The organism is Halalkalibacter oceani (assembly GCF_023715605.1).
Taxonomy (GTDB): domain Bacteria; phylum Bacillota; class Bacilli; order Bacillales; family Bacillaceae_D; genus Halalkalibacter; species Halalkalibacter oceani.
The window spans coordinates 78,644-97,485 of sequence record NZ_JAMBOL010000005.1; the positions used below are offsets into that span (position 1 = coordinate 78,644).

At 45.9% G+C, this 18,842-nt stretch carries 21 protein-coding genes and 1 tRNA gene; 17 read left to right on the forward strand and 5 right to left on the reverse strand.

Annotation, left to right across the window (positions count from 1 at the left end):
* Window positions 1–89 precede the first annotated feature (89 nt).
* Complete coding sequence (locus M3202_RS08290; protein WP_251222875.1) at window positions 90–362, reverse strand: HU family DNA-binding protein; 273 nt, start codon at window positions 360–362, stop codon at window positions 90–92.
* A gap of 76 nt (window positions 363–438) precedes the next feature.
* Window positions 439–1,272 carry a YihY/virulence factor BrkB family protein gene (locus M3202_RS08295; RefSeq protein ID WP_251222876.1) on the reverse strand — a complete coding sequence of 278 codons (834 nt, stop codon included), beginning with the start codon at window positions 1,270–1,272 and terminating at the stop codon, window positions 439–441.
* Window positions 1,273–1,451: 179 nt separating this feature from the next.
* Between M3202_RS08295 and M3202_RS08300 the strand changes: the two genes are divergently transcribed.
* Complete coding sequence (locus tag M3202_RS08300; protein ID WP_251195249.1) at window positions 1,452–1,904, forward strand: hypothetical protein; 453 nt, start codon at window positions 1,452–1,454, stop codon at window positions 1,902–1,904.
* Between the two features lie 58 nt (window positions 1,905–1,962).
* Window positions 1,963–2,436 carry an S-ribosylhomocysteine lyase gene (locus tag M3202_RS08305; protein ID WP_251195248.1) on the forward strand — a complete coding sequence of 158 codons (474 nt, stop codon included), beginning with the start codon at window positions 1,963–1,965 and terminating at the stop codon, window positions 2,434–2,436.
* A gap of 202 nt (window positions 2,437–2,638) precedes the next feature.
* Here the strand turns inward: M3202_RS08305 and M3202_RS08310 are convergent, their stop codons facing one another.
* On the reverse strand, window positions 2,639–3,199 hold the full coding sequence (locus M3202_RS08310; protein WP_251222877.1) for a cysteine hydrolase family protein: 561 nt from the start codon (window positions 3,197–3,199) through the stop codon (window positions 2,639–2,641).
* Window positions 3,200–3,421: 222 nt separating this feature from the next.
* On the opposite strand from M3202_RS08310, the gene M3202_RS08315 reads away from it, so the two are divergent.
* From M3202_RS08315 to yugI, 5 genes are all read left to right on the forward strand, one after another.
* Window positions 3,422–3,916, forward strand: a complete 495-nt coding sequence (locus tag M3202_RS08315; RefSeq protein WP_251222878.1) for an Lrp/AsnC family transcriptional regulator — start codon at window positions 3,422–3,424, stop codon at window positions 3,914–3,916.
* A complete protein-coding gene (locus M3202_RS08320) occupies window positions 3,916–5,094 on the forward strand; it encodes an aminotransferase (RefSeq protein WP_285890327.1) in 1,179 nt (392 codons plus the stop codon). The genes M3202_RS08315 and M3202_RS08320 overlap by 1 nt, the downstream gene beginning before the upstream one ends.
* A gap of 162 nt (window positions 5,095–5,256) precedes the next feature.
* The gene (gene thiM / locus M3202_RS08325) at window positions 5,257–6,069 is read left to right on the forward strand and encodes a hydroxyethylthiazole kinase (RefSeq protein ID WP_251222879.1); all 813 of its coding nucleotides are present in this window, start codon (window positions 5,257–5,259) and stop codon (window positions 6,067–6,069) included.
* The gene (locus tag M3202_RS08330; protein WP_251222880.1) at window positions 6,062–7,195 is read left to right on the forward strand and encodes a DEAD/DEAH box helicase; all 1,134 of its coding nucleotides are present in this window, start codon (window positions 6,062–6,064) and stop codon (window positions 7,193–7,195) included. Before thiM ends, M3202_RS08330 begins: the two co-directional genes overlap by 8 nt.
* Window positions 7,196–7,403: 208 nt before the next feature.
* A complete protein-coding gene (gene yugI, locus M3202_RS08335) occupies window positions 7,404–7,829 on the forward strand; it encodes a S1 domain-containing post-transcriptional regulator GSP13 (RefSeq protein ID WP_251222881.1) in 426 nt (141 codons plus the stop codon).
* 38 nt (window positions 7,830–7,867) lie between these two features.
* Here the strand turns inward: yugI and M3202_RS08340 are convergent, their stop codons facing one another.
* On the reverse strand, window positions 7,868–8,095 hold the full coding sequence (locus tag M3202_RS08340; RefSeq protein WP_251222882.1) for a DUF378 domain-containing protein: 228 nt from the start codon (window positions 8,093–8,095) through the stop codon (window positions 7,868–7,870).
* 167 nt (window positions 8,096–8,262) lie between these two features.
* Here M3202_RS08340 and M3202_RS08345 point away from each other — a divergent pair, with 167 nt between their 5' ends.
* From M3202_RS08345 to M3202_RS08355, 3 genes are all read left to right on the forward strand, one after another.
* A complete protein-coding gene (locus tag M3202_RS08345; RefSeq protein ID WP_251222883.1) occupies window positions 8,263–9,426 on the forward strand; it encodes an iron-containing alcohol dehydrogenase in 1,164 nt (387 codons plus the stop codon).
* A 296-nt stretch (window positions 9,427–9,722) separates the two neighbouring features.
* On the forward strand, window positions 9,723–11,069 hold the full coding sequence (locus tag M3202_RS08350; protein WP_251222884.1) for a glucose-6-phosphate isomerase: 1,347 nt from the start codon (window positions 9,723–9,725) through the stop codon (window positions 11,067–11,069).
* Window positions 11,070–11,179: 110 nt separating this feature from the next.
* Window positions 11,180–11,599, forward strand: a complete 420-nt coding sequence (locus M3202_RS08355; RefSeq protein WP_251222885.1) for a YugN-like family protein — start codon at window positions 11,180–11,182, stop codon at window positions 11,597–11,599.
* Here M3202_RS08355 and M3202_RS08360 read toward each other — a convergent pair.
* Window positions 11,586–12,602 (reverse strand): potassium channel family protein, encoded by a 1,017-nt coding sequence (locus tag M3202_RS08360; RefSeq protein WP_251222886.1) that lies wholly within the window; start codon window positions 12,600–12,602, stop codon window positions 11,586–11,588. The genes M3202_RS08355 and M3202_RS08360 overlap by 14 nt on opposite strands.
* A gap of 110 nt (window positions 12,603–12,712) precedes the next feature.
* On the opposite strand from M3202_RS08360, the gene M3202_RS08365 reads away from it, so the two are divergent.
* The 7 genes from M3202_RS08365 (at window position 12,713) to M3202_RS08395 (ending at window position 18,818) form a co-directional block, all read left to right on the forward strand.
* Complete coding sequence (locus M3202_RS08365; RefSeq protein ID WP_251222887.1) at window positions 12,713–12,871, forward strand: hypothetical protein; 159 nt, start codon at window positions 12,713–12,715, stop codon at window positions 12,869–12,871.
* Between the two features lie 179 nt (window positions 12,872–13,050).
* Window positions 13,051–13,126: transfer RNA gene (locus M3202_RS08370), tRNA-Ala, on the forward strand.
* A 145-nt stretch (window positions 13,127–13,271) separates the two neighbouring features.
* Window positions 13,272–13,457 (forward strand): hypothetical protein, encoded by a 186-nt coding sequence (locus M3202_RS08375; protein WP_251195236.1) that lies wholly within the window; start codon window positions 13,272–13,274, stop codon window positions 13,455–13,457.
* 725 nt (window positions 13,458–14,182) lie between these two features.
* A complete protein-coding gene (locus M3202_RS08380) occupies window positions 14,183–14,503 on the forward strand; it encodes a CAP domain-containing protein (protein ID WP_251222888.1) in 321 nt (106 codons plus the stop codon).
* Window positions 14,504–14,671: 168 nt separating this feature from the next.
* Window positions 14,672–15,727, forward strand: coding sequence for an S-layer homology domain-containing protein (locus M3202_RS08385; RefSeq protein WP_251222889.1), 1,056 nt, complete (start codon window positions 14,672–14,674; stop codon window positions 15,725–15,727).
* Window positions 15,728–15,849: 122 nt separating this feature from the next.
* Complete coding sequence (locus M3202_RS08390; RefSeq protein ID WP_251222890.1) at window positions 15,850–16,887, forward strand: copper amine oxidase N-terminal domain-containing protein; 1,038 nt, start codon at window positions 15,850–15,852, stop codon at window positions 16,885–16,887.
* Window positions 16,888–17,147: 260 nt separating this feature from the next.
* Window positions 17,148–18,818 carry a hypothetical protein gene (locus M3202_RS08395; protein WP_251222891.1) on the forward strand — a complete coding sequence of 557 codons (1,671 nt, stop codon included), beginning with the start codon at window positions 17,148–17,150 and terminating at the stop codon, window positions 18,816–18,818.
* Window positions 18,819–18,842: the final 24 nt, after the last annotated feature.

An 18,842-nucleotide genomic window follows, 5' to 3' on the forward strand; every position in this document is an offset into this window, starting at 1 on the left:
ACTTCGGGATAGCATGCTAACAAAATGATAAAAAAGTAACGATCCCATGACAAATAACAAAAAAAGCGAGGAAGCTCCTCGCTTTTTTGTTATTTAACAGCTTCTTTCAGCTGTTTACCAGCTTTAAAGGCCGGTGTCTTTGTTGCTGCAATGTCAATTTCTTCTCCAGTTTGCGGGTTGCGGCCTTTTCTGGCGGCGCGCTCGCGTACTTCGAAGTTTCCGAAGCCAATTAGTTGAACGGTATCTCCTGAAGACATCGTTTCTGTAATTAAATCAAATACTGCATTGACAGCGTTCCCCGCATCCTTCTTCGATAATTGCGTGCGTTCTGCTATTGCCTGAACGAGTTCTGTTTTATTCATCTTAATCAACTCCATTTCCTTTAACTAGCAATCTGCTACCATTATGTCCAAAATCATTTGCTTTATACATGGTAGATTATTTATGTGGAGGAATTCTGTCTTTTTTTTGCAAATAGAGCGATGCGTTCAACTCGCCGCCGAGGACGAGAATTAAGCCGGTCAGGAAAAACCAGAGCATCAGAATAATCACGCCTCCTAAACTTCCATACGTCGCCGAGAAATTGCCGAAGTTGCTGACATAGGAAGAAAAGGCGAAGGAAATAATTTGCCAGCTGACCGTTGCAGTAAGCGCCCCGACGATCACATCCCTGAATTTTAAACGAACGTTGGGGGACACCCAATATAAAATCATTAAAACGAACGTCATCAAGGCAATGCCGATTACCCATCTCAGCATATTCAACAGAACGGCTGTCTCCTCCGGCAGAAAGAAGTACGTTTCAATAAAACGGATAATCACGTTGCCGAAAACAGGAAGCAGCAAGGTGGCGACGATGACGATGATCATCCCGAGCGTGAGAAAAATCGAAAGAATACGCAGCTTTAAAAAATTGCGGGTCTCCTCAATATTGTAGGAGCGATTGACAGCTCTGATCAAGGCATTGACGCCGTTGGAAGCTGACCAGATTGTCGCCAAAATCCCGAAAGATAATAACCCTCCTTGCGGCTCGCTGACGACTTCAAGAATCGTCGTTGAAATTAGGTCGGCTAAATCGGCCGGCAAATAATCGTGAATGAGCTGACCGATCATATCCCCGTCCAAGTTAAAATAGGGAATAAGGGCGAGCATGAAGATCAGCAGCGGAAAAATCGAAAGCATGAAATAATAAGCGAGGGTCGCTGCCCAGTCGGGAATTGGATCTGTTTTAAGTTGTTTAATGAATATCGTCAAAAAACGTGACTGTCTCATTCCATAACTCCTTTGTCCAAAGATCAGAAAGTAAAAAAATTGCCGGTTGATACGAGAAAGGACACTAGCGTTTTTCTTAAGAAACGACCTTCTTTCTTATTCTACCTTACCCGAATTTGAATCTCATGTATAATGGAAAACGGAAAAGCTGTACCGGTCCTAAGAAGGGAGAAATGATGATGAACGAAACGACGCAACAACGGCCTGATGACAAGGAGGGCGGGCAAGCGACGTATTACGCGAAGGAAGGCAAGATTCTCTGGATTTTGTTATTTATCGTCACGCTGACGTACGCATACGCCTGGGAATCCCACTATTCCTACCTCGCTTATGTGCTGCTGTTTTTCTTTGTGGCCGCGATGACGACCAATTACCGCCTCCATGTGTCAGACGATGGACTGCGGTATGAGATTCGTCTGCTCGGCCTGATGGTGAAGCAGCGGATCGTTCAGGCCGGACAAATTGAGAAGCTGCATTTTATTCATCTCGGCGAGCGGACGATCGTCCTCATTTATGTGAAAAAAGGTATGCGTTTGCGCCTTCACCGCTTTCAGCCGAGCGATTTCAGCGGGCATCTTCGAGCGTTTGCTGCTGAGCATCAGCTTCCGGTGGAGGTCGATGGTAAACGATGAAGGCCAGGCTGAATTCTGTTATAATGAAACTAGCCAATTTTAAGGAGTTGAACATATTATGCCAACTGTTGAAAGCTTCGAGCTCGATCATACGATCGTCAAGGCGCCCTATGTAAGACATTGCGGAAAGCATGTCGTCGGAACAGATGGAGAAGTTAATAAATTCGATATTCGTTTTTGCCAGCCAAATAAACAGGCGATGAAGCCGGATGTGATCCATACGATGGAGCATCTTCTTGCGCTTAACATTCGCCGTTTTGCGGAAGATTACAAGCATTTTGATGTCATTGATTTATCGCCGATGGGCTGTCAAACCGGCTTCTACTTAATTATGAGCGGTTCCCCAACGGTCAAAGAAATCATCGACGTGCTTGAAAAAACGATGACCTATTCGGTTGAACTGGACGAAGTTCCGGCAGCGACGGAAAAGCAATGCGGGCAGGCGAAGCTCCATGACCTTGAAGGAGCCAAGCGACTGATGCGCTTTTGGCTTGAACAGGACAAGGCCGAGCTGGAGCAAGTATTTGGCTAAGTAAAATGAAAAGTGGTTGGGCTGCTGTAAGGCGGCTCAGCCATTTTTTTATTATGAATGTCTAATCTCTTCCGGGAGCGATTTTATAAAGGAAGAACGACTTGTTCCGCGCGTTACGCTCTCCATGAAAAACCCCACGTTCATGGAGAACAGTTGTAACGGCTCCGCACAGTGCTTCTAAGAAATTCGCACAGCGATTTTCTTATTCAAAGTCAATTTCCTTCGCTGGAGAGACGTTTGCTTTCAGGACGTCGCGCATTAAATGAATCGCTTCGTTATTGGTATCGACCGTATTTGAAGCGACACAGTCAGCCGGGACAATGAGTTTATAGTCACGCATATAGGCGTCATTGGCGGTGAACTGAACGCACATATTGCCCGCTACACCCGTAATAATAAGCGTTTCGACTTCTAAATGTGTAAGCAGTAACTCTAATGGTGTCGCGAAAAAGCCGGAGAACTTTGGCTTCAGGACGAAATAATCATCTTCATCCGGTTTAATTAACTCGACGATCGGCTTGCCGGTCATTCCCTCTTGCATGCAATGATCGACAATTCCGGGGAAATCGGACTGCCATCTCCCATAATTATCATTGACGTAAATAATCGGCACTCCGATTGCTTTCAGCCGTTTTTTTAAGATGGCGATTTGTTTTGCCGCTTCAAACGCATAAGGAAATAAACAAGGACCGTGTTCAAACTCAAGATCATTAATCATATCGATAATCAACAACGCATAACGCGAGCGAGCTGGCGGCTCCATCAGACCCTCACCTCCATCTTTTCTGACTCACTCATCGCTGAGGCTGAGCTTTCTTCTATATCGTTCCCCGCTGTAAAGAAAGAAAACCTGACGATGGTGATGAATTAAAATATGTTCAAAAAAAAGATTGAAAAGCCATTCGTGCTCGATTCATTGATATGGTATGATAAATAAAATATAAGATAAAGATGAAAGTGAGTTTCAATGGAAGGAGTATGAGGGATGAAGGGAACCGAGATAGAAATATTGCACATTATTGAAGAGAATGGTCGCGTCTCCTTGCCTACTTTAGCAAAGATGGTCGATGCAACGGAGGAAGAGGTTAGCGCGATTTTAAAGAAGCTTGAGGAAGATAAAGTCATTTTAAGCTATTCCGCGGTAATCGACTGGAGCAAAGTAGAACAGCAGGAAAGTGTAACAGCTGTTATTGATGTGAAGGTAACACCGCAAAGAGGGGTAGGCTTTGATGAAGTGGCGGAGCGTATTTATCGTTTCCCGGAAGTGAAAGCTCTTTATTTAATGTCCGGAGCGTATGATCTTTCTGTCGTGATTGAAGGAAAGACGATGTCTCAAGTGGCGCGTTTCGTTTCAGAGAAGCTGTCAACGATTGATACTGTCATCTCCACGACGACTCATTTTCAATTGAAAAAATATAAGCATGACGGGGTCGTATTCGAGCAAGGAGAAGAAGATCACCGTATTGTGGTGACGCCATGATGACGCCCTCGCAAACGAAAGTGAACAGCCGCCTTTCAAAAAGGGTGCAGTCGATCCAGCCATCAGGGATCAGACGCTTTTTTGATTTGGCTTCAAAAATGGATAACATTATTTCGCTAGGTGTCGGAGAACCGGATTTCGTCACGCCGTGGATTGTAAGGGAAGCAAGCATTTCCTCGCTTGAGCGTGGTTTTACCGCCTACACGGCCAATGCCGGCCTTATCGAGCTGAGAAGAGAAATCGCTGTTTATATGGAGCGTCGCTTTTCGGTCAGCTATGATCCGGAAAACGAAATTCTCGTGACGATCGGGGCAAGCGAAGCGATTGATATCGGGATGCGCGCGATTCTCGATGAAGGCGATGAAGTGATCGTCGTCGAACCGAGCTTCGTCTCTTACGCCCCGCTCGTGCAAATGGCCGGAGGGGTAGCGGTTCCGGTCGGGACGAGTAGTGAAAATGATTTCAAAGCGTCGGCAGCGCTAATTGAGGCGGCGATTACGCCGAAAACAAAAGCGATTATGCTTTGTTTTCCAAATAATCCGACCGGTTCCACGATGAATGCGGCGGAGATGAAAGAAATCGCCGAAATCGCCGAACGCTTTGACCTGATTGTTTTTTCGGATGAAATTTACGCTGAGCTCAGCTATGATGAAGACCATGTCAGCTTCGCTTCATTGCCGAACATGAGAGAGCGGACGATTTTAATTTCAGGCTTTTCGAAAGCTTTTGCGATGACGGGCTGGCGTCTTGGCTATGTATTGGCTCCGCCCGACCTGCTTGCGGCGATGCTGAAAATCCATCAATACAGCTTAATGTGTGCTCCGACGATGGCCCAATACGGAGCGCTTGAAGCGATGCAAAGCGGGATGGATGATGTCGAGAAGATGAAGCAGTCGTATAAGCAGCGGCGCAATTTTATCGTGAAATCTTTTGCAGAGATCGGCTTAAGCTGTCATACTCCGGGCGGGGCGTTTTATGCCTTTCCATCGATCGCTTCAACCGGGCTGACTTCTGAACAGTTTGCCGAGAAGCTTTTGCTGGAAGAACGGGTGGCGGTTGTCCCCGGTCATGTATTCGGGGCTGGCGGGGAAGGACATATCCGCTGCTCCTACGCGACTTCCATGGACAATTTAGAGGTGGCTGTCGAAAGAATCGGGAACCTGTTGCAAAAATTGTAAGCTTCAGACGAAAAAAGGGGTGACTCATAGGAAGTTGACTTTTTGACCGAGTCAAGCTTCCAGATGAGTCACCCTGCTTTATGTGGTAGGGGATTACGATGGTATTAAGCAGTGTGGCCAATAACTGGAACTTTTATACCGAAGGTGGAGGGTGAATAATAGATGAGAGTGCTTGAGCAAATGAGGGAGCATAATCCACTTGTTCATTGTATGACAAACAGCGTCGTAACGAACTTTACAGCGAACGGGCTGCTGGCGATTGGCGCTTCCCCTGTGATGGCGTACGCGCAGGAAGAAGTCGCCGATTTGGCCGCTGTCGCCGGGGCGCTTTTGTTAAATATTGGCACGCTTTCAGCAGAGCAGATTGAGAGCATGATCAAAGCGGGGAAGGCAGCCAATCAGGCCGGTGTGCCGGTCATTCTTGATCCTGTCGGCGCCGGAGCGACAACATTTCGCACGGAGATGAGCCTGAAAATTTTAGCTGAAGTGAAGGTCGATGTCCTGCGGGGGAACGGAGGAGAGATCGCTTCGCTGATCGGTGTGGAGGGAGCTGTCAAAGGAGTTGACGGGTCGGTTTCTGGCGATGCCGGTGACGTTTCTCGTCGCGCGGCAAAGCAATTTGACTGTGTCGCCGTTGTCACCGGGGAAGTCGATGTCATCACAGACGGAACTCGAATGGCTAAGGTGGCGAACGGCCATCCATGGTTAACGAAAGTCGTCGGGACAGGCTGTCTGCTTGGCGCGGTGATCGGTGCCTTTAGCGCGCTTGACCGTGAGCGGATTCTTGAGCTGACAACCGAAGCGGTGGCATGCTATGGAGTGGCTGCCGAGCTGGCGTATCGAGAAACAGCTGAAAAGGGTATCGGCTCATTCCAAATGGCGTTTCTCGATCAGCTGTCACGGCTTGATGATGAAAAAGTAAGCGAGCTGCGCCGTGTGGAACATGGCAGAAATGAGGGAACTGGACATGAGTAATGAAATCTTTCAACAATTACCGGATTACTTGCAGCATTCTTTAGCGAAGCAAGGGATCACGGAGCCAACAGATATTCAGCAGAAAATGCTGCCTGAGGCGCTGGGCGGGCAGTCGCTCATTGCCCGCTCCCAAACGGGGACGGGAAAGACATTGGCGTTCTTATTGCCGATGCTGGCCAGCATCGACGCTGGACAAAAGGGGCTGCAGGCGGTTGTATTGGCACCGACACAGGAGCTGGCGATGCAAATCGTTGACGTAGCGAAGGAGCTGACAGCCGACCATCCGCTGCAAATCGGTTCTTTTATCGGCGGGGCGAATATAAAGCGTCAGGTCGAACGACTAAAAAAGCAAAAGCCGCAAATCGCGGTGGGAACGCCGGGCAGGCTGCTTGAATTAATTGAAATGAAAAAGCTGAAGGTTCATGAAGTGAAAGTCGTCGCGGTTGATGAAGCAGACCGGATGATCGCCGAGCTCCCTTCCTGGGAAGCGACGCTGCAAATCGCCAAGCGCGCCGGCCGCGACACGCAGTTTTTATTTGTCTCAGCGACGATCCCAGCTGACTTTCAAGCACAGATTGCTGATGCTGTTCCGTTTGTCGTTCAGGTCGAAGCCGAAGGTGGCCTGTTGCAAACAGAGACAGTTGAGCATCTTTTTGTCAGAGCGGACAAGCGGGATCGGATTGATGTCGCCAGACGGATTATTCACGCTGAAAACATTACGAAGGGACTTGTCTTCGTCAACCAGCTGGAAACCGTCTATGAGACCGTGGATAAGTTTGCGTTTAAAGGCGTGAAGGCGTCAGCCCTCTCTTCTGAACAATCAAAAGAGGAACGCAAGCAGGCGCTGCAGCAATTTAAACAAGGAGACATCCACATTCTCGTGGCAACGGATGTCGCGGCCCGGGGGCTGGATGTCGAGAACATTACCCACGTGATCCAGGTCGACGCCCCGTCCCATCCTGACAGCTATTTGCATCGTGCCGGACGGACAGGAAGAATGGGGAAAGCCGGTACGGTCATTACGTTGATTGATAAAGCAAGTGAATATAAGCTGGAAAAATATGAGCGTGATCTGAAGCTTACATTACAGGAACGTTTTCTGACGCACGGCCAGCTGAAGGCGTAGTTTTATATAAAAGATGACGAGCGACAGCCTCGCACAATGCTTAGAAAGGCTCTCAAAATCAGGAAACGGCTACGATCATTACGAAAAAGCGGCCCCTTGTTTTCTTTTCGGAAAAACGGGTAAACGTTCAAAAAGAACTGTTTTTTGCGTAAAGGACCTTTCTGTGTTAAAATCAAAAGGTTAAAAATTATTTAGGAGATGTATGTGTATGTCAAATTATGAAGTAGGCAGTATTGTAGAAGGAAAGGTTACAGGCATTAAGCCGTTCGGTGCTTTCGTAGCGATTGATGACAAAAAGCAGGGGCTTGTTCATATTTCAGAAGTAGCTCATGGTTTTGTAAAGGACATTAACGACGTATTGAAAGTTGGCGATGAAGTTAAAGTAAAAATTATGAACGTTGAGGAAGAATCAGGAAAGATCTCTCTTTCCATCCGCGCTACACAAGAAGCGCCTGAACGCCCGGCTCGTCCGGCTAAGCCGCGCAACGCAGGGGGCGGCGCACCGGGAGGACGCAAGCCACAGCCGCAAAAAAGCCAGCAGCAAGGCTTTAACACACTTGAAGATAAGCTTAAAGAGTGGTTGAAGCAATCAAATGAAATTCAAGCTGACCTGAACAAACGCGCGAAAAAATAATAGAAAAGAGGGTGTCCCAAGCGGGACACCCTCTTTAATTAGCGTTGGGTTTCCGGAACGCGTTCAAGCTCTTCATCAGGCTTGAATAGAATAGAGATACAATAGAGACCAGCTAAACCAACAATTGCGTAAATGACCCGTGAGAATGCCGCTGCCTGTCCACCGAAGATTGCAGCAATTAAATCAAAGCGGAAGAAGCCAATCAGACCCCAGTTTATTGCGCCGATAATGGCTAATACTAACGCTGTGCGTTGAATACCGCTCAACTTATTCACCTCCATTGTCGAAGAATGTACACAACAAGTCGTGGTTGTGTCTTACCCATAGCATGAGATAACGGATTAACAATTATGCATGGATCGCAAGTGCCAATCGTTTACATTTTTTGAGCAATTGGGGATAATAGAAGAGACGATAATCAAGGAGGGGTATGATGAATCCATTCATTTTTCGCAATCCGACAAAATTACTATTCGGCAAAGGACAAAACAGCGCATTGGCTGCGGAGGTCCAAAAGTACGGCCAACGTGTGCTGCTCGTTTACGGCGGTGGCAGCATTAAACGAAACGGTCTCTATGACCAGGTGATCGGCCAGCTTCAATCAATCAATGCTTCCGTAGTGGAACTTGCCGGAGTGGAGCCTAATCCCCGTTTGACGACTGTACAAAAAGGGATCGACCTGTGCCGTGAGCATGATGTTGAGCTTGTGCTTGCTGTTGGCGGCGGAAGCGTCATTGACGCGAGTAAGGCAATTGCGGTAGGAGCCAAGTTTGACGGCGATTTTTGGGATGTCATCACGAAGAAGGCGAAGCCGACAGGAGCATTGCCGTTAGGCACGATTTTAACATTGGCGGCCACAGGCTCGGAAATGAATGCCAATTCAGTGATCACCAATTGGGAGATCAATCAAAAGCTTGGCTGGAACAGCGTGTATTCCTATCCGGCTTTTTCGATTCTCGATCCGAAAAATACGCTTACGGTTCCGCGCGATCAAACCGTTTACGGTATCGTCGATATGATGAGCCATGTAATCGAAGCTTATTTTCACAAAGCGGACAACACACCGTTGCAGGATCGGATTATGGAATCGATTTTGCTTACAGTCATCGAGACAGCACCGAAGCTGCTTGATGATTTAGAGAACGAAGAGCATCGGGAAACGATTCTCTATTGCGGAACAATGGCCTTGAACGGCATTACGCAAATGGGGCTGCAAGGTGATTGGGCAACCCATAATATGGAGCATGCCGTATCCGCCGTTTATGATATCCCACATGCCGGAGGACTGGCGATCTTATTCCCGCACTGGCTTGCTTATACCCTGGACGAACGGATCGAACGCCATGTCCAGCTGGCAACCCGCGTCTTCAATGTTGATCCGGCAGGCAAAAGCGATCAGGACATTGCGAAGGAAGGCATCGCCCGCCTGACTGAATTCTGGACATCGCTCGGCGCGCCAAACAAGCTTGCTGATTATGAAATTGATGACAGCCAGGTAGCGCGAATGGCTGAAATTGCTTCAAATCGCGGGGAGTTCGGTAATTTTAAAAAGCTGGCGAAAGCTGATGTGGAGAAAATTTTAACAGCTGCTTTATAAGATGTAGCCGCAGAAGGAGGATGATTTCCTCTTTTTCTGCGGCTTTGTTGCGAGTGGGTTTCTCACAACGGGCTTGTGGCGTGTGAAGCCATTGCCAATAAGTCCAAAATTCAGCTTTTTGAATCTCAAAGAGGTTTCTCCTTTCAACAGGACGGGCATCAAGGAAAAGGACAGTTTTTCGAATAGTAAAGACTGGAAGCGGACAATCTTGTATATACAACTTGCTTCTTTCAGCCGGATTCGTTAAAGTTGGGGATGACTTGACTTAATGTTGTTTGGATAAAGGAGATGGAACGATGACACTTCAATTTGATTATTCAAAGGCTCTTTCATTTTTTCAACAAGATGAAGTAACGTATATGCAAAATGCGGTCACAGCCGCTCACGAAGCTCTTCATCAGAAGAGCGGAGCGGGCCATGAGTATCTTGGCTGGGTTGATTTGCCTTCAGCGTATGATCGCGAAGAGTTCAGCCGGATTCAGGCAGCGGCCGAGAAAATAAAGTCAGATTCCGACGTGCTGCTCGTGATCGGAATTGGCGGCTCTTATTTAGGAGCGCGCGCCGCAATCGAAGCTTTGCAGCATTCGTTTTACAATCTTCTAGGCAAAGAAGAGCGCAAAGCACCGCAAGTCTTTTTCGTTGGTCACAATATGAGCTCGACGTACATCAAGGATTTGCTGACGCTGCTTGATGGAAAGGATGTGTCGCTCAACGTCATCTCCAAATCAGGGACAACGACCGAGCCGGCGATCGCTTTTCGGATTTTCCGCCAGTACCTTGAACAGAAGTACGGGCGCGAGGAAGCAAGAAAACGGATTTACGCCACGACTGACAGGAAGAAGGGCGCCCTGAAAACATTGGCCGATGAGGAAGGCTATCAGACGTTTGTTGTCCCTGATGACGTAGGAGGACGCTTTTCTGTGCTGACGGCGGTCGGACTGTTGCCGATTGCCGCAGCCGGCCTTGATATCGAAGCGATGATGAATGGCGCGCGTCAGGCAAGCGAAGATTTAGCGACTCCTGATTTAGCAAAAAATCAGGCCTATCAATATGCGGCGATTCGCCAAATTTTTTACAACAAAGGAAAGAGCATTGAAGTGATGGTTAATTATGAGCCTGCGCTGCACTTTGTCGGTGAATGGTGGAAGCAGCTGTACGGCGAAAGTGAAGGAAAGGACGGCAAAGGTCTCTTCCCGGCGGCTGTCGATTTTTCGACCGACCTTCATTCGATGGGCCAATACATTCAGGATGGGCGGCGCAATCTGTTTGAAACGGTGCTGCATGTCGGAAAGGTCAGGGAAGAACTGACGATTGAGGAAGCGGACAGCGATTTGGACGGCTTGAATTATTTAGCCGGGGAAACGATTGATTTCGTCAACAAAAAAGCGTTTGAAGGGACGATGCTTGCCCATACCGACGGTGGAGTGCCTAACTTGATTGTCCATATCCCGGAATTAAATGAATTCCACTTCGGCTATCTCGTCTACTTTTTCGAAAAAGCGTGCGGTATAAGCGGCTATTTGCTCGGTGTTAATCCGTTTGATCAGCCTGGCGTCGAGGCATATAAGAAAAATATGTTCGCGCTCCTTGGGAAGCCCGGCTTCGAGAAAGAAAAAGCCGAGCTTGAAGCAAGATTAAAGTAATACTCCTTGCAGGACAGCCGTCGCTGGCGATTTTGCCTCCCTTACATAAAAGCAGCAAGAGCAGGCTACACTACGACCAAGAGTGAATTTCTTGGAAAGGGTGAAGCCGGATGCTTGCACTTCCTTCTTCTGTTGAGGGGAAACAATATAAGCTGAGTGTACTGGAGGAAAAGCTTAAGCCGCTTGGTTATCGGATTGGCGGCGGCTGGGAGTATGATCACGGTTACTTTGATTACAAAATTGATGAACAGGATGGCTACACGTTTTTACGCTTGCCCTTTAAGGCGGTGGACGGCGAATTGGACCAGCGCGGCGTAACGGTTGAACTCGGTCAGCCGTTCTTGCTCAACCATCAGTTTCAAGAGGACCTGGAGAAGGATGCAGATCCGTTCGACGGCTTGTTTCGGATGTCGTACAATAGCGTCGTCAATCAATTCCAGAAGCCGGTCGATAAGGACGCTTCACTCGATCCGAAATTTATGCCGACGGCCCGCAGCCTTATTCAGGAGCTTGAGCTTACTTTGCTTTAGTAAGGCGGCGGATGATCATAATTAATTCGTCGTCAACCTGGACGAGCGTTTCGGCAGGCGGATGAAGCAGTACACGCTCTCGGCGTTTAATGCCGATCAGCAGTTCACCGGCGTCATAGCCTGCCTTCAATACATCGATGAAGCGATAGCCAATCTGATGATCAGAAGCCGGCTGAAACGATAATTGATTCATCTGATCAAATTTCAATAAGTCGCCGACAACATCACTCATATGGTGGTGGAGAAGGCTGGATACGAGAACAGCGCCTGTCAGCGTGGTTGATTCAATGCATTCATCAGCCCCGGCCCGATAGGCGTTTTCCAATTGCTCCTTCGTCAAAATTTCGACGATCGTATAGACATCGCGATTTTGGCTTTTGACTGCCAGTGTCGTTAAGATCGTCCGCGCGTCCGCTGTAAATTCATTTCCCTGCTGCTTGGCAGTAATGAGCACACTTTGAGCGAGGCCGATGTTGGCCTGTTTCAGCACGGCGTCTTCACTGCTGTTGCCTTTAACAAAATGCAGCTGCTTATAGCCGGGAGGAGCCTCTGTTAATGTTTCGTCAATCAGCACGATCGGCGTTCCCGGCTCAACCTCCTGAACATTTTCAATCGTATGCTTGCTCCGCTCGTTCCAGCCAATGATGATAATATGACCCTCCCCTACAAAAGCGAGCTCGCCATAACGAAACGACTGATTGGTGGAAAATGCAATTGACGCAAGAGTCGTGACAAGTAACGTCATTACTCCGACACCGACAAAAATCAGTAAAATCGCCAAAGCTCTCCCGATGATCGTCACAGGTACAAAATCTCCATAGCCGACCGTCGACACCGTAACCAACGCCCACCAAATGCCATCAAACCAGGTCGGAAACTTCAACGGTTCAAGCAAATGAACGGCTCCACCAATGAGGCAGGCAATGGACAGAATGACCAAGAGCAATTTGACGAGAAAAGGCACCTTTCCCATTAATGTTCGAAACATCAACCACTGTAGCATAACGTCTCCTCATTTCTAATTCTCCTGTCAGCTAGTATTGCCAAGCTCTTGCCGGATCAGTCACGCTCTGTTACGATAAGGAGCATGAGTAAAAGAAGGAGAGAGCGACCTTGGTTTCTGCGATTGTCTTTGCATTTGCTATTTTTTGCGGCTGGCTGATAGTGGATATCGTCAAGCAGCGTAAGCTAACACTGGAAAACGTCCTGAGCTCCCTAGTCGTCGCCGTCATAGCAGGTCTCGCCTGGTGGGTGCTGGAGCTGATTTTTTAATCAGCCTCCTTTCTAATTTATGCTTGACTTTTTTGCGCAAGAGAGGTAAATTAGATGTTGTCCGACACAAATCGAATACGGGGCATAGCTCAGCTGGGAGTCCACGTTGGTTGAAGACACTGCCCAAAAAGTAAGAGAAGATTACCGATTGGGAACAAATTGAAATATTGGGATAAACTGGGGCCATAGCTCAGCTGGGAGAGCGCTACGCTGGCAGCGTAGAGGTCAGGGGTTCGAGCCCCCTTGGCTCCACCAACTTTTAATGAAAACGGCAGAGATGCCGTTTTTTTTTGCTCTTAAAAAGGTAAAGAGTTGAGTGAGCTTATCATTTCTTATGTAAAAACAGTCAGTTTTAGGGTATAATAAAGGATAAGTACCTCTTAGAAGGAAGGGGATCATTATGGCAATCACTTCAATGATTAATGAAGAAACGAAATATGCATTTCGCAATGCTAAAGCGTCTTTAGAAATTGAAGGTCAATACTTACCTGAGGGTGGGGAAGAAATGATCTTAAAAAGTATCGAAGGAGAAATGTCTGAAGCGGATTTTTTACAACGTGCCCTTAAACTCGCAAGAAATGAGTAAAGAGCATTTCAGGCAATCCCGGTATTGCTATCCGGGAACCGATATATTAATTAACATACCAGGTATCAAAAATCAGACACAGCTAACAATATACGAAAATGTAGTAGTAACAAAACGAAATGTAGAATTGGGGAAAACTCCTATTTTAAGGAACGACCACTAGCAGTTGTAATCAAACGAGCATTGTATCCAATAATCTAATGTTTTGTAGCTTATTTTATCAAACAACTTAAGGCGGGGGCCTAAGTTGTTTTTTTGCTATTTGAAGAATAGGTGTCTACAGGATAAGAATTAGTAACTGACTAATACACAAAGGTAGAATATTGTTATAAGAGCAGGCCTGTAAGTAACAACGATAACTATTTTAAACGATTATATCTTTCAAAATTAGAGCTTACCTTCCTAAAGATCTTCATAATCTCTAGCAGACGAGCAGACAAATTGATTTCATGATAACAGAATTTATTTATTAAGATCCAAATTATTACAGAAGTACTCTGAAGAGAATGACTAAAAATCAAGCAAGGGAAAATCAATGAAAGGTGATGACCTTGTAACAGTTGACTTTGAAGATAAAGTTCTTTTTCTTGAGTATTATGATTTTTCCTCTTTGATATATTTGAATTTGGAAAATAGAGAAAAATATGTTTATTAAAATTTTTTTGTGCTATGATTAGGTATAAAGAACTGGGTTTATATTCTCTTGAAAAGGAGTAGGAATACATATGAAAAACCGCACAATAGCAACAGCTTTAGTAACATTGGCTTTATCCTTCGGGGTAGCAGACCAAGCACTAAATGTACAACCGAGTAAAGTAGAAGCATCGGAGTTCACATTCACGCAGCAACAGCAGGAGGCATTAGACCATTTAAATGGGATTCGAGCCAACATGGGGTTAGATCCAGTAGAGCTTGATCCGTACCTCAACAAAGCAGCACAGAATCATGCGGATTATTTATCGGTGAACGGAAATCCTTTTTCTTTAGAATCTCATAGACAAGATCCTAGTAAGACTGGTTTTACAGGGGTAACGGCTTCTGATTGAGTTGAGTCAGCAGGAGGTCAAGGTTATAGCGCTTCAGAAGTTATTTCTGAATTCAGTACTGTAGAAGGATCTATTGGTGGTTTATTTTATGCTCCTTATCACAGGTTACCATTAACCTACTTAAATTTAGATAGATTAGGAGTAGGAGTAAGCGGAGATAATTTTGTAATGTTAGTAAGCGCTTCAGGTGGTTACGAAGGCTACCAAGAAATCCAGTATCCTTACGACGGTCAAACAAATGTAGGGATTGGTTTTTACGGAGACGAGGTACCAAATCCCTTAGAGCAATTCAACCTCAGAGTTTCAGGCTTCGTCATCTCCTACGAACCGCCTATGGACTTCTACATCGACCTAGACACATACAAGGTTACGCTAACAGATAGCCAAGGCAACAACGTCCCGTTACTAGAAGAGAAGAGTCCTATCGGAACATCCTTCTTCTTCCCTACAGAATTATTAAAGTATAACGAGAAGTACACGGTAAATGTTACTTATGAGGACGAGTTTGAAGGTAAGCAAGGAAGCAGTCAATGGTCATTCACGACGCAGAAGGATGCAAACTCGTTAACGTATCCGACGCCTGCAAATCCATTTCCAAATCCAAATCCTAGCAATCCGGTAGCACCACCAGTGGTAGAACCAGATGAGCCGACGTCACCACCAGTTGACAATCCCACATCTTACGCAGATTTCAGACCATCAGCGTACTGGGCGGATAACATGTTATGGGCTATCGATAAGGGGTTGATTACGGGTTTCACGAATGTTCGCAATCCAGCCACAGGGCAATTAGAGAATCAGCTTCGCCCATCGGATAACTTAACAGAAGCGCAATTCCTAGCGATCATGTGGAGGTACATCGATCCAGAAAGATTAGACGGGGTACAACCTATTTCAAACTATTGGGCGGCTCCGGCTTATGAGTTATCGGAGCGGTTCAATTTACCGATTAAGGGGTCTGTGGTAAACCGTCAGGTAGCGGACAGTGCGATCACGCGAGGCGAGATGGCGAGGATACTAGCGTCGAAGCATTTAGGGCGAGTGGTATCGGAGCGTAAGGCAGTGGACTTCATGTATAGCATGGGGTTATCGGAGGGTTATCCAGACGCAAATGGGAATGTACCGAGAACATACGAGTCATACGGGGTAGACAGATTGCTGCTTCGGGAGCATATTGTTACGTTCATGAAAAACTATGATGATTATCTAGGGAGCTTGGATTAATCATGTAAGCGATTTAAAGAGAAAACATGGATTTTAATGAACTTTTGTAATTGGTAATTTGAGCAAATGCTCTTTACAACTATATAAAATGGAGTGATGAGAAGATGAGGAAGATTTCAGTCATGTTAGTATCGGTTTTCTTGGTTTCAATGTTCGCTACTTTTTCGGTATTTGCTGCTAGTGAAATGGAAGAGATTAATTTGATTGATGAAAACTCTGGTTTCACTTTAAATGTTCCTGGTTTTATAGATGTCCAAGATGTTAAAGGAACTACTGAAGAGTCTGGATCATTTGAAGTCTCGGCCTTGCTTTTAGAAGATCCCGAATTGGTTGAGGATAGTGAAGTTCTTATGTTTGAAGTAGGAACAACTCATCCTGACGCGAGTCGTGCTGCTATTAGCGTTTCCTTTATAGGGGAAGGTCAGTTTATGTATGAAGAGCTAGAATTTACAGATGGGAAAATTCCTTTCTACGCCAATGTGGGTCAATTTGGATTAAACAAACAACTTATTGAAAATGCTATTTTTTCTATTACTATCTGGGTTTATGATAATGAAGGTAACGTTGTGATGGATATTTATGATGTACACTTGATGTATAACAGTTATAAGGGTGATAATCATTCCGAAGTGATTAATAATGAACCAGAAGAACCAGCACAACCTGAGGAACCAGCACAACCAGAAGAACCAGCACAACCAGAAGAACCGGCAACAACAAACAAACCGGTTTCTGTTAAGCCAACATCGTCTAAAGTGATGGTCAACAACAGCGAAGTAGCCTTCCAAGCTTACATTCTAAACAACAACAATTACTTTAAGCTACGTGATCTTGCTCTTGTTCTGGATGGAACGGAAAAGAGTTTTTCAGTAGACTGGGACGGGAAGAACGATGCAATCTCTCTTGAATTGGGTATGCCGTATACGGTAGTAGGTGGAGAATTAGCAGTTGCAGAAAAGCCATTATCAGAGTTAGCGAAGCCTTCCACTTCAACAATCTATCTTGACGGAATCGAAGTTGACCTAACAGCTTACAACATCAACAATAATAATTACTTCAAGCTTCGCGATGTGGCAAAGGCTCTTGATTTTGGCGTAACTTGGGATAAAAATACAAATACAGTCGGAATTGATTCTACAACTGGTTATGTCGAAGAATAAGTATATTTGATTCATAATCCTCGAAGGGGTAACTCATCGAGGATTTTCTTTTTGAAGATCAATATAAGGGTTCTTGGGGTAAGAAGAATGAAAAAAGGTCATTTAACTTTGTCATTAAGGGACTATTAATCTCTACCACGTTAGTAGGTTCCATTTTAACGACAGGTTTACCTGCATTTGCGGATTCGCCGGACGCAGGTAAGGTTTCGGCGGCTGTTACGAAAAATGTAGCCAAGGACAAGTATCAAGACGAAGCGGCATTGATTTCAAATGTAAAGATGGCGAACAAAGTTTTAGAAGCCGCCATAAAAGAAGGGCAATTAACGCCAGCCATGTATGGAAACACGATGAAGGCGTTGGCGGCGATTGATGCGAAGCTGACGATGGATCAATCATTTGATAAGTCAGCGGAGTTGTTACCGGTTTTAGACGACTCAGACCGTTTCTTAAAGGCGAGCATTACGACAGACAATCAAGAGATCATAACAAAGCGGCAAGAAAGTATCAAGGCACTAGAGAATGTACAGATGAAATTCGGTATCACGGATGTTCGTCGTGATGAAGGGGTATCGTCACCTAAAGGGGTATCTTCTGAAGAAGAGGTAGTCAAAGCCATAGCAACACCGAGTCTTCGAGCCAACCAGTATCAAGACTATAATCCTAGCGCTTATTGGTCGCAAGACATGCAATGGGCGATTGATCAAGGGTTAGTAAACGGATTTATTAATCAGCGTCACCCGTCGAATCCTTCGCAAGGGGTAGGGAACTGGTTAGATCCGAGGGGTTCGTTAACGGAAGCGCAGATGGTATCGATCTTAATGCGATACGAAGCGCCTAATGAGGTAGAGAGTGTAACGCCGACCAATCCAAACTACTGGGCATCCACGGCATACCAAGTGGCGGTTTCGAAGGGGTTGCAGGTAAAGGGGTCACCGACGGCTCGTTCGTTAGCGGATGCAAACACGACACGGGGGACACTGGCGCAAGCGATGGCGACATTGCACACGGGTAGTCCTGTATCGGTAAGGGAAGCGGTGCAGTTCATGTATGACACAGGGATTACGACAGGAAAAACGGATGCAAGCGGCAATGCGCCGATGACGTATGAATCGTTTGGGGTTAATGATCCGTTAGAGCGGGCGCAAATGGTAGCGTTCATGAAGCGGTATCACGACTACAAGACATCTGGAAAGGTCAACACACCACCAGTTGTTCCGGCACCACCATCTTCTGGAGGGGGTAGTGTGGTGACACCGCCTAGCAACGGACTCATTGCGCCGCCGCAAAACAACCAAGTCGGCAACATTCAAGTCAGGTACGGCAAACACACCTACGGTACGAAGACACAGGAAGAGTACGATTATGTAATGAAGGCAGTACTAGATGTAATTGACGAGAGATATGACACAGCTAGAGACTTCAGAGGATCAGAACGCAGCAGTCGAGTATATGATTATTTCGATGAATATGTAGCAGGAGTCAGACCAAATTACGACAACACCAATCCTGAAAATCGAAATGAAAGAAACTTTGCATTAATAGCTCTTGATACTAGGTATAAGAACTTAGTAGAGTTAGGTCTTGATATCACGTCAGATGAAGTAGATAAGTTAGTAAGGGGTTCTGTTTTAGCAGCTAGCTTTGGTGGAGCTTCAGGAAATCTGACAGGGCATGCTTATTCTGCGTATGATCAGATTAAAAATCGTTTGGTAGATTGTAATTCTGTTGCTTATATAGAGTCTGCTATCTATGATTCATTAGGCTTCAACAATTTTATTATAGTAGGTCAAAACCACTCTCAGGTAGTAGTTGAGATTGATGGACATTGGGTTTCTCCAGGAGGTAGTGGTTTCTTAAAGGTTGATCCTTATTGGGCGGTCAACCAGGGTACGGTACTCTTATCACAACCAACAAGCGGTCAAAGATTCTAATATATCCTAACAGGAGGTATTAAT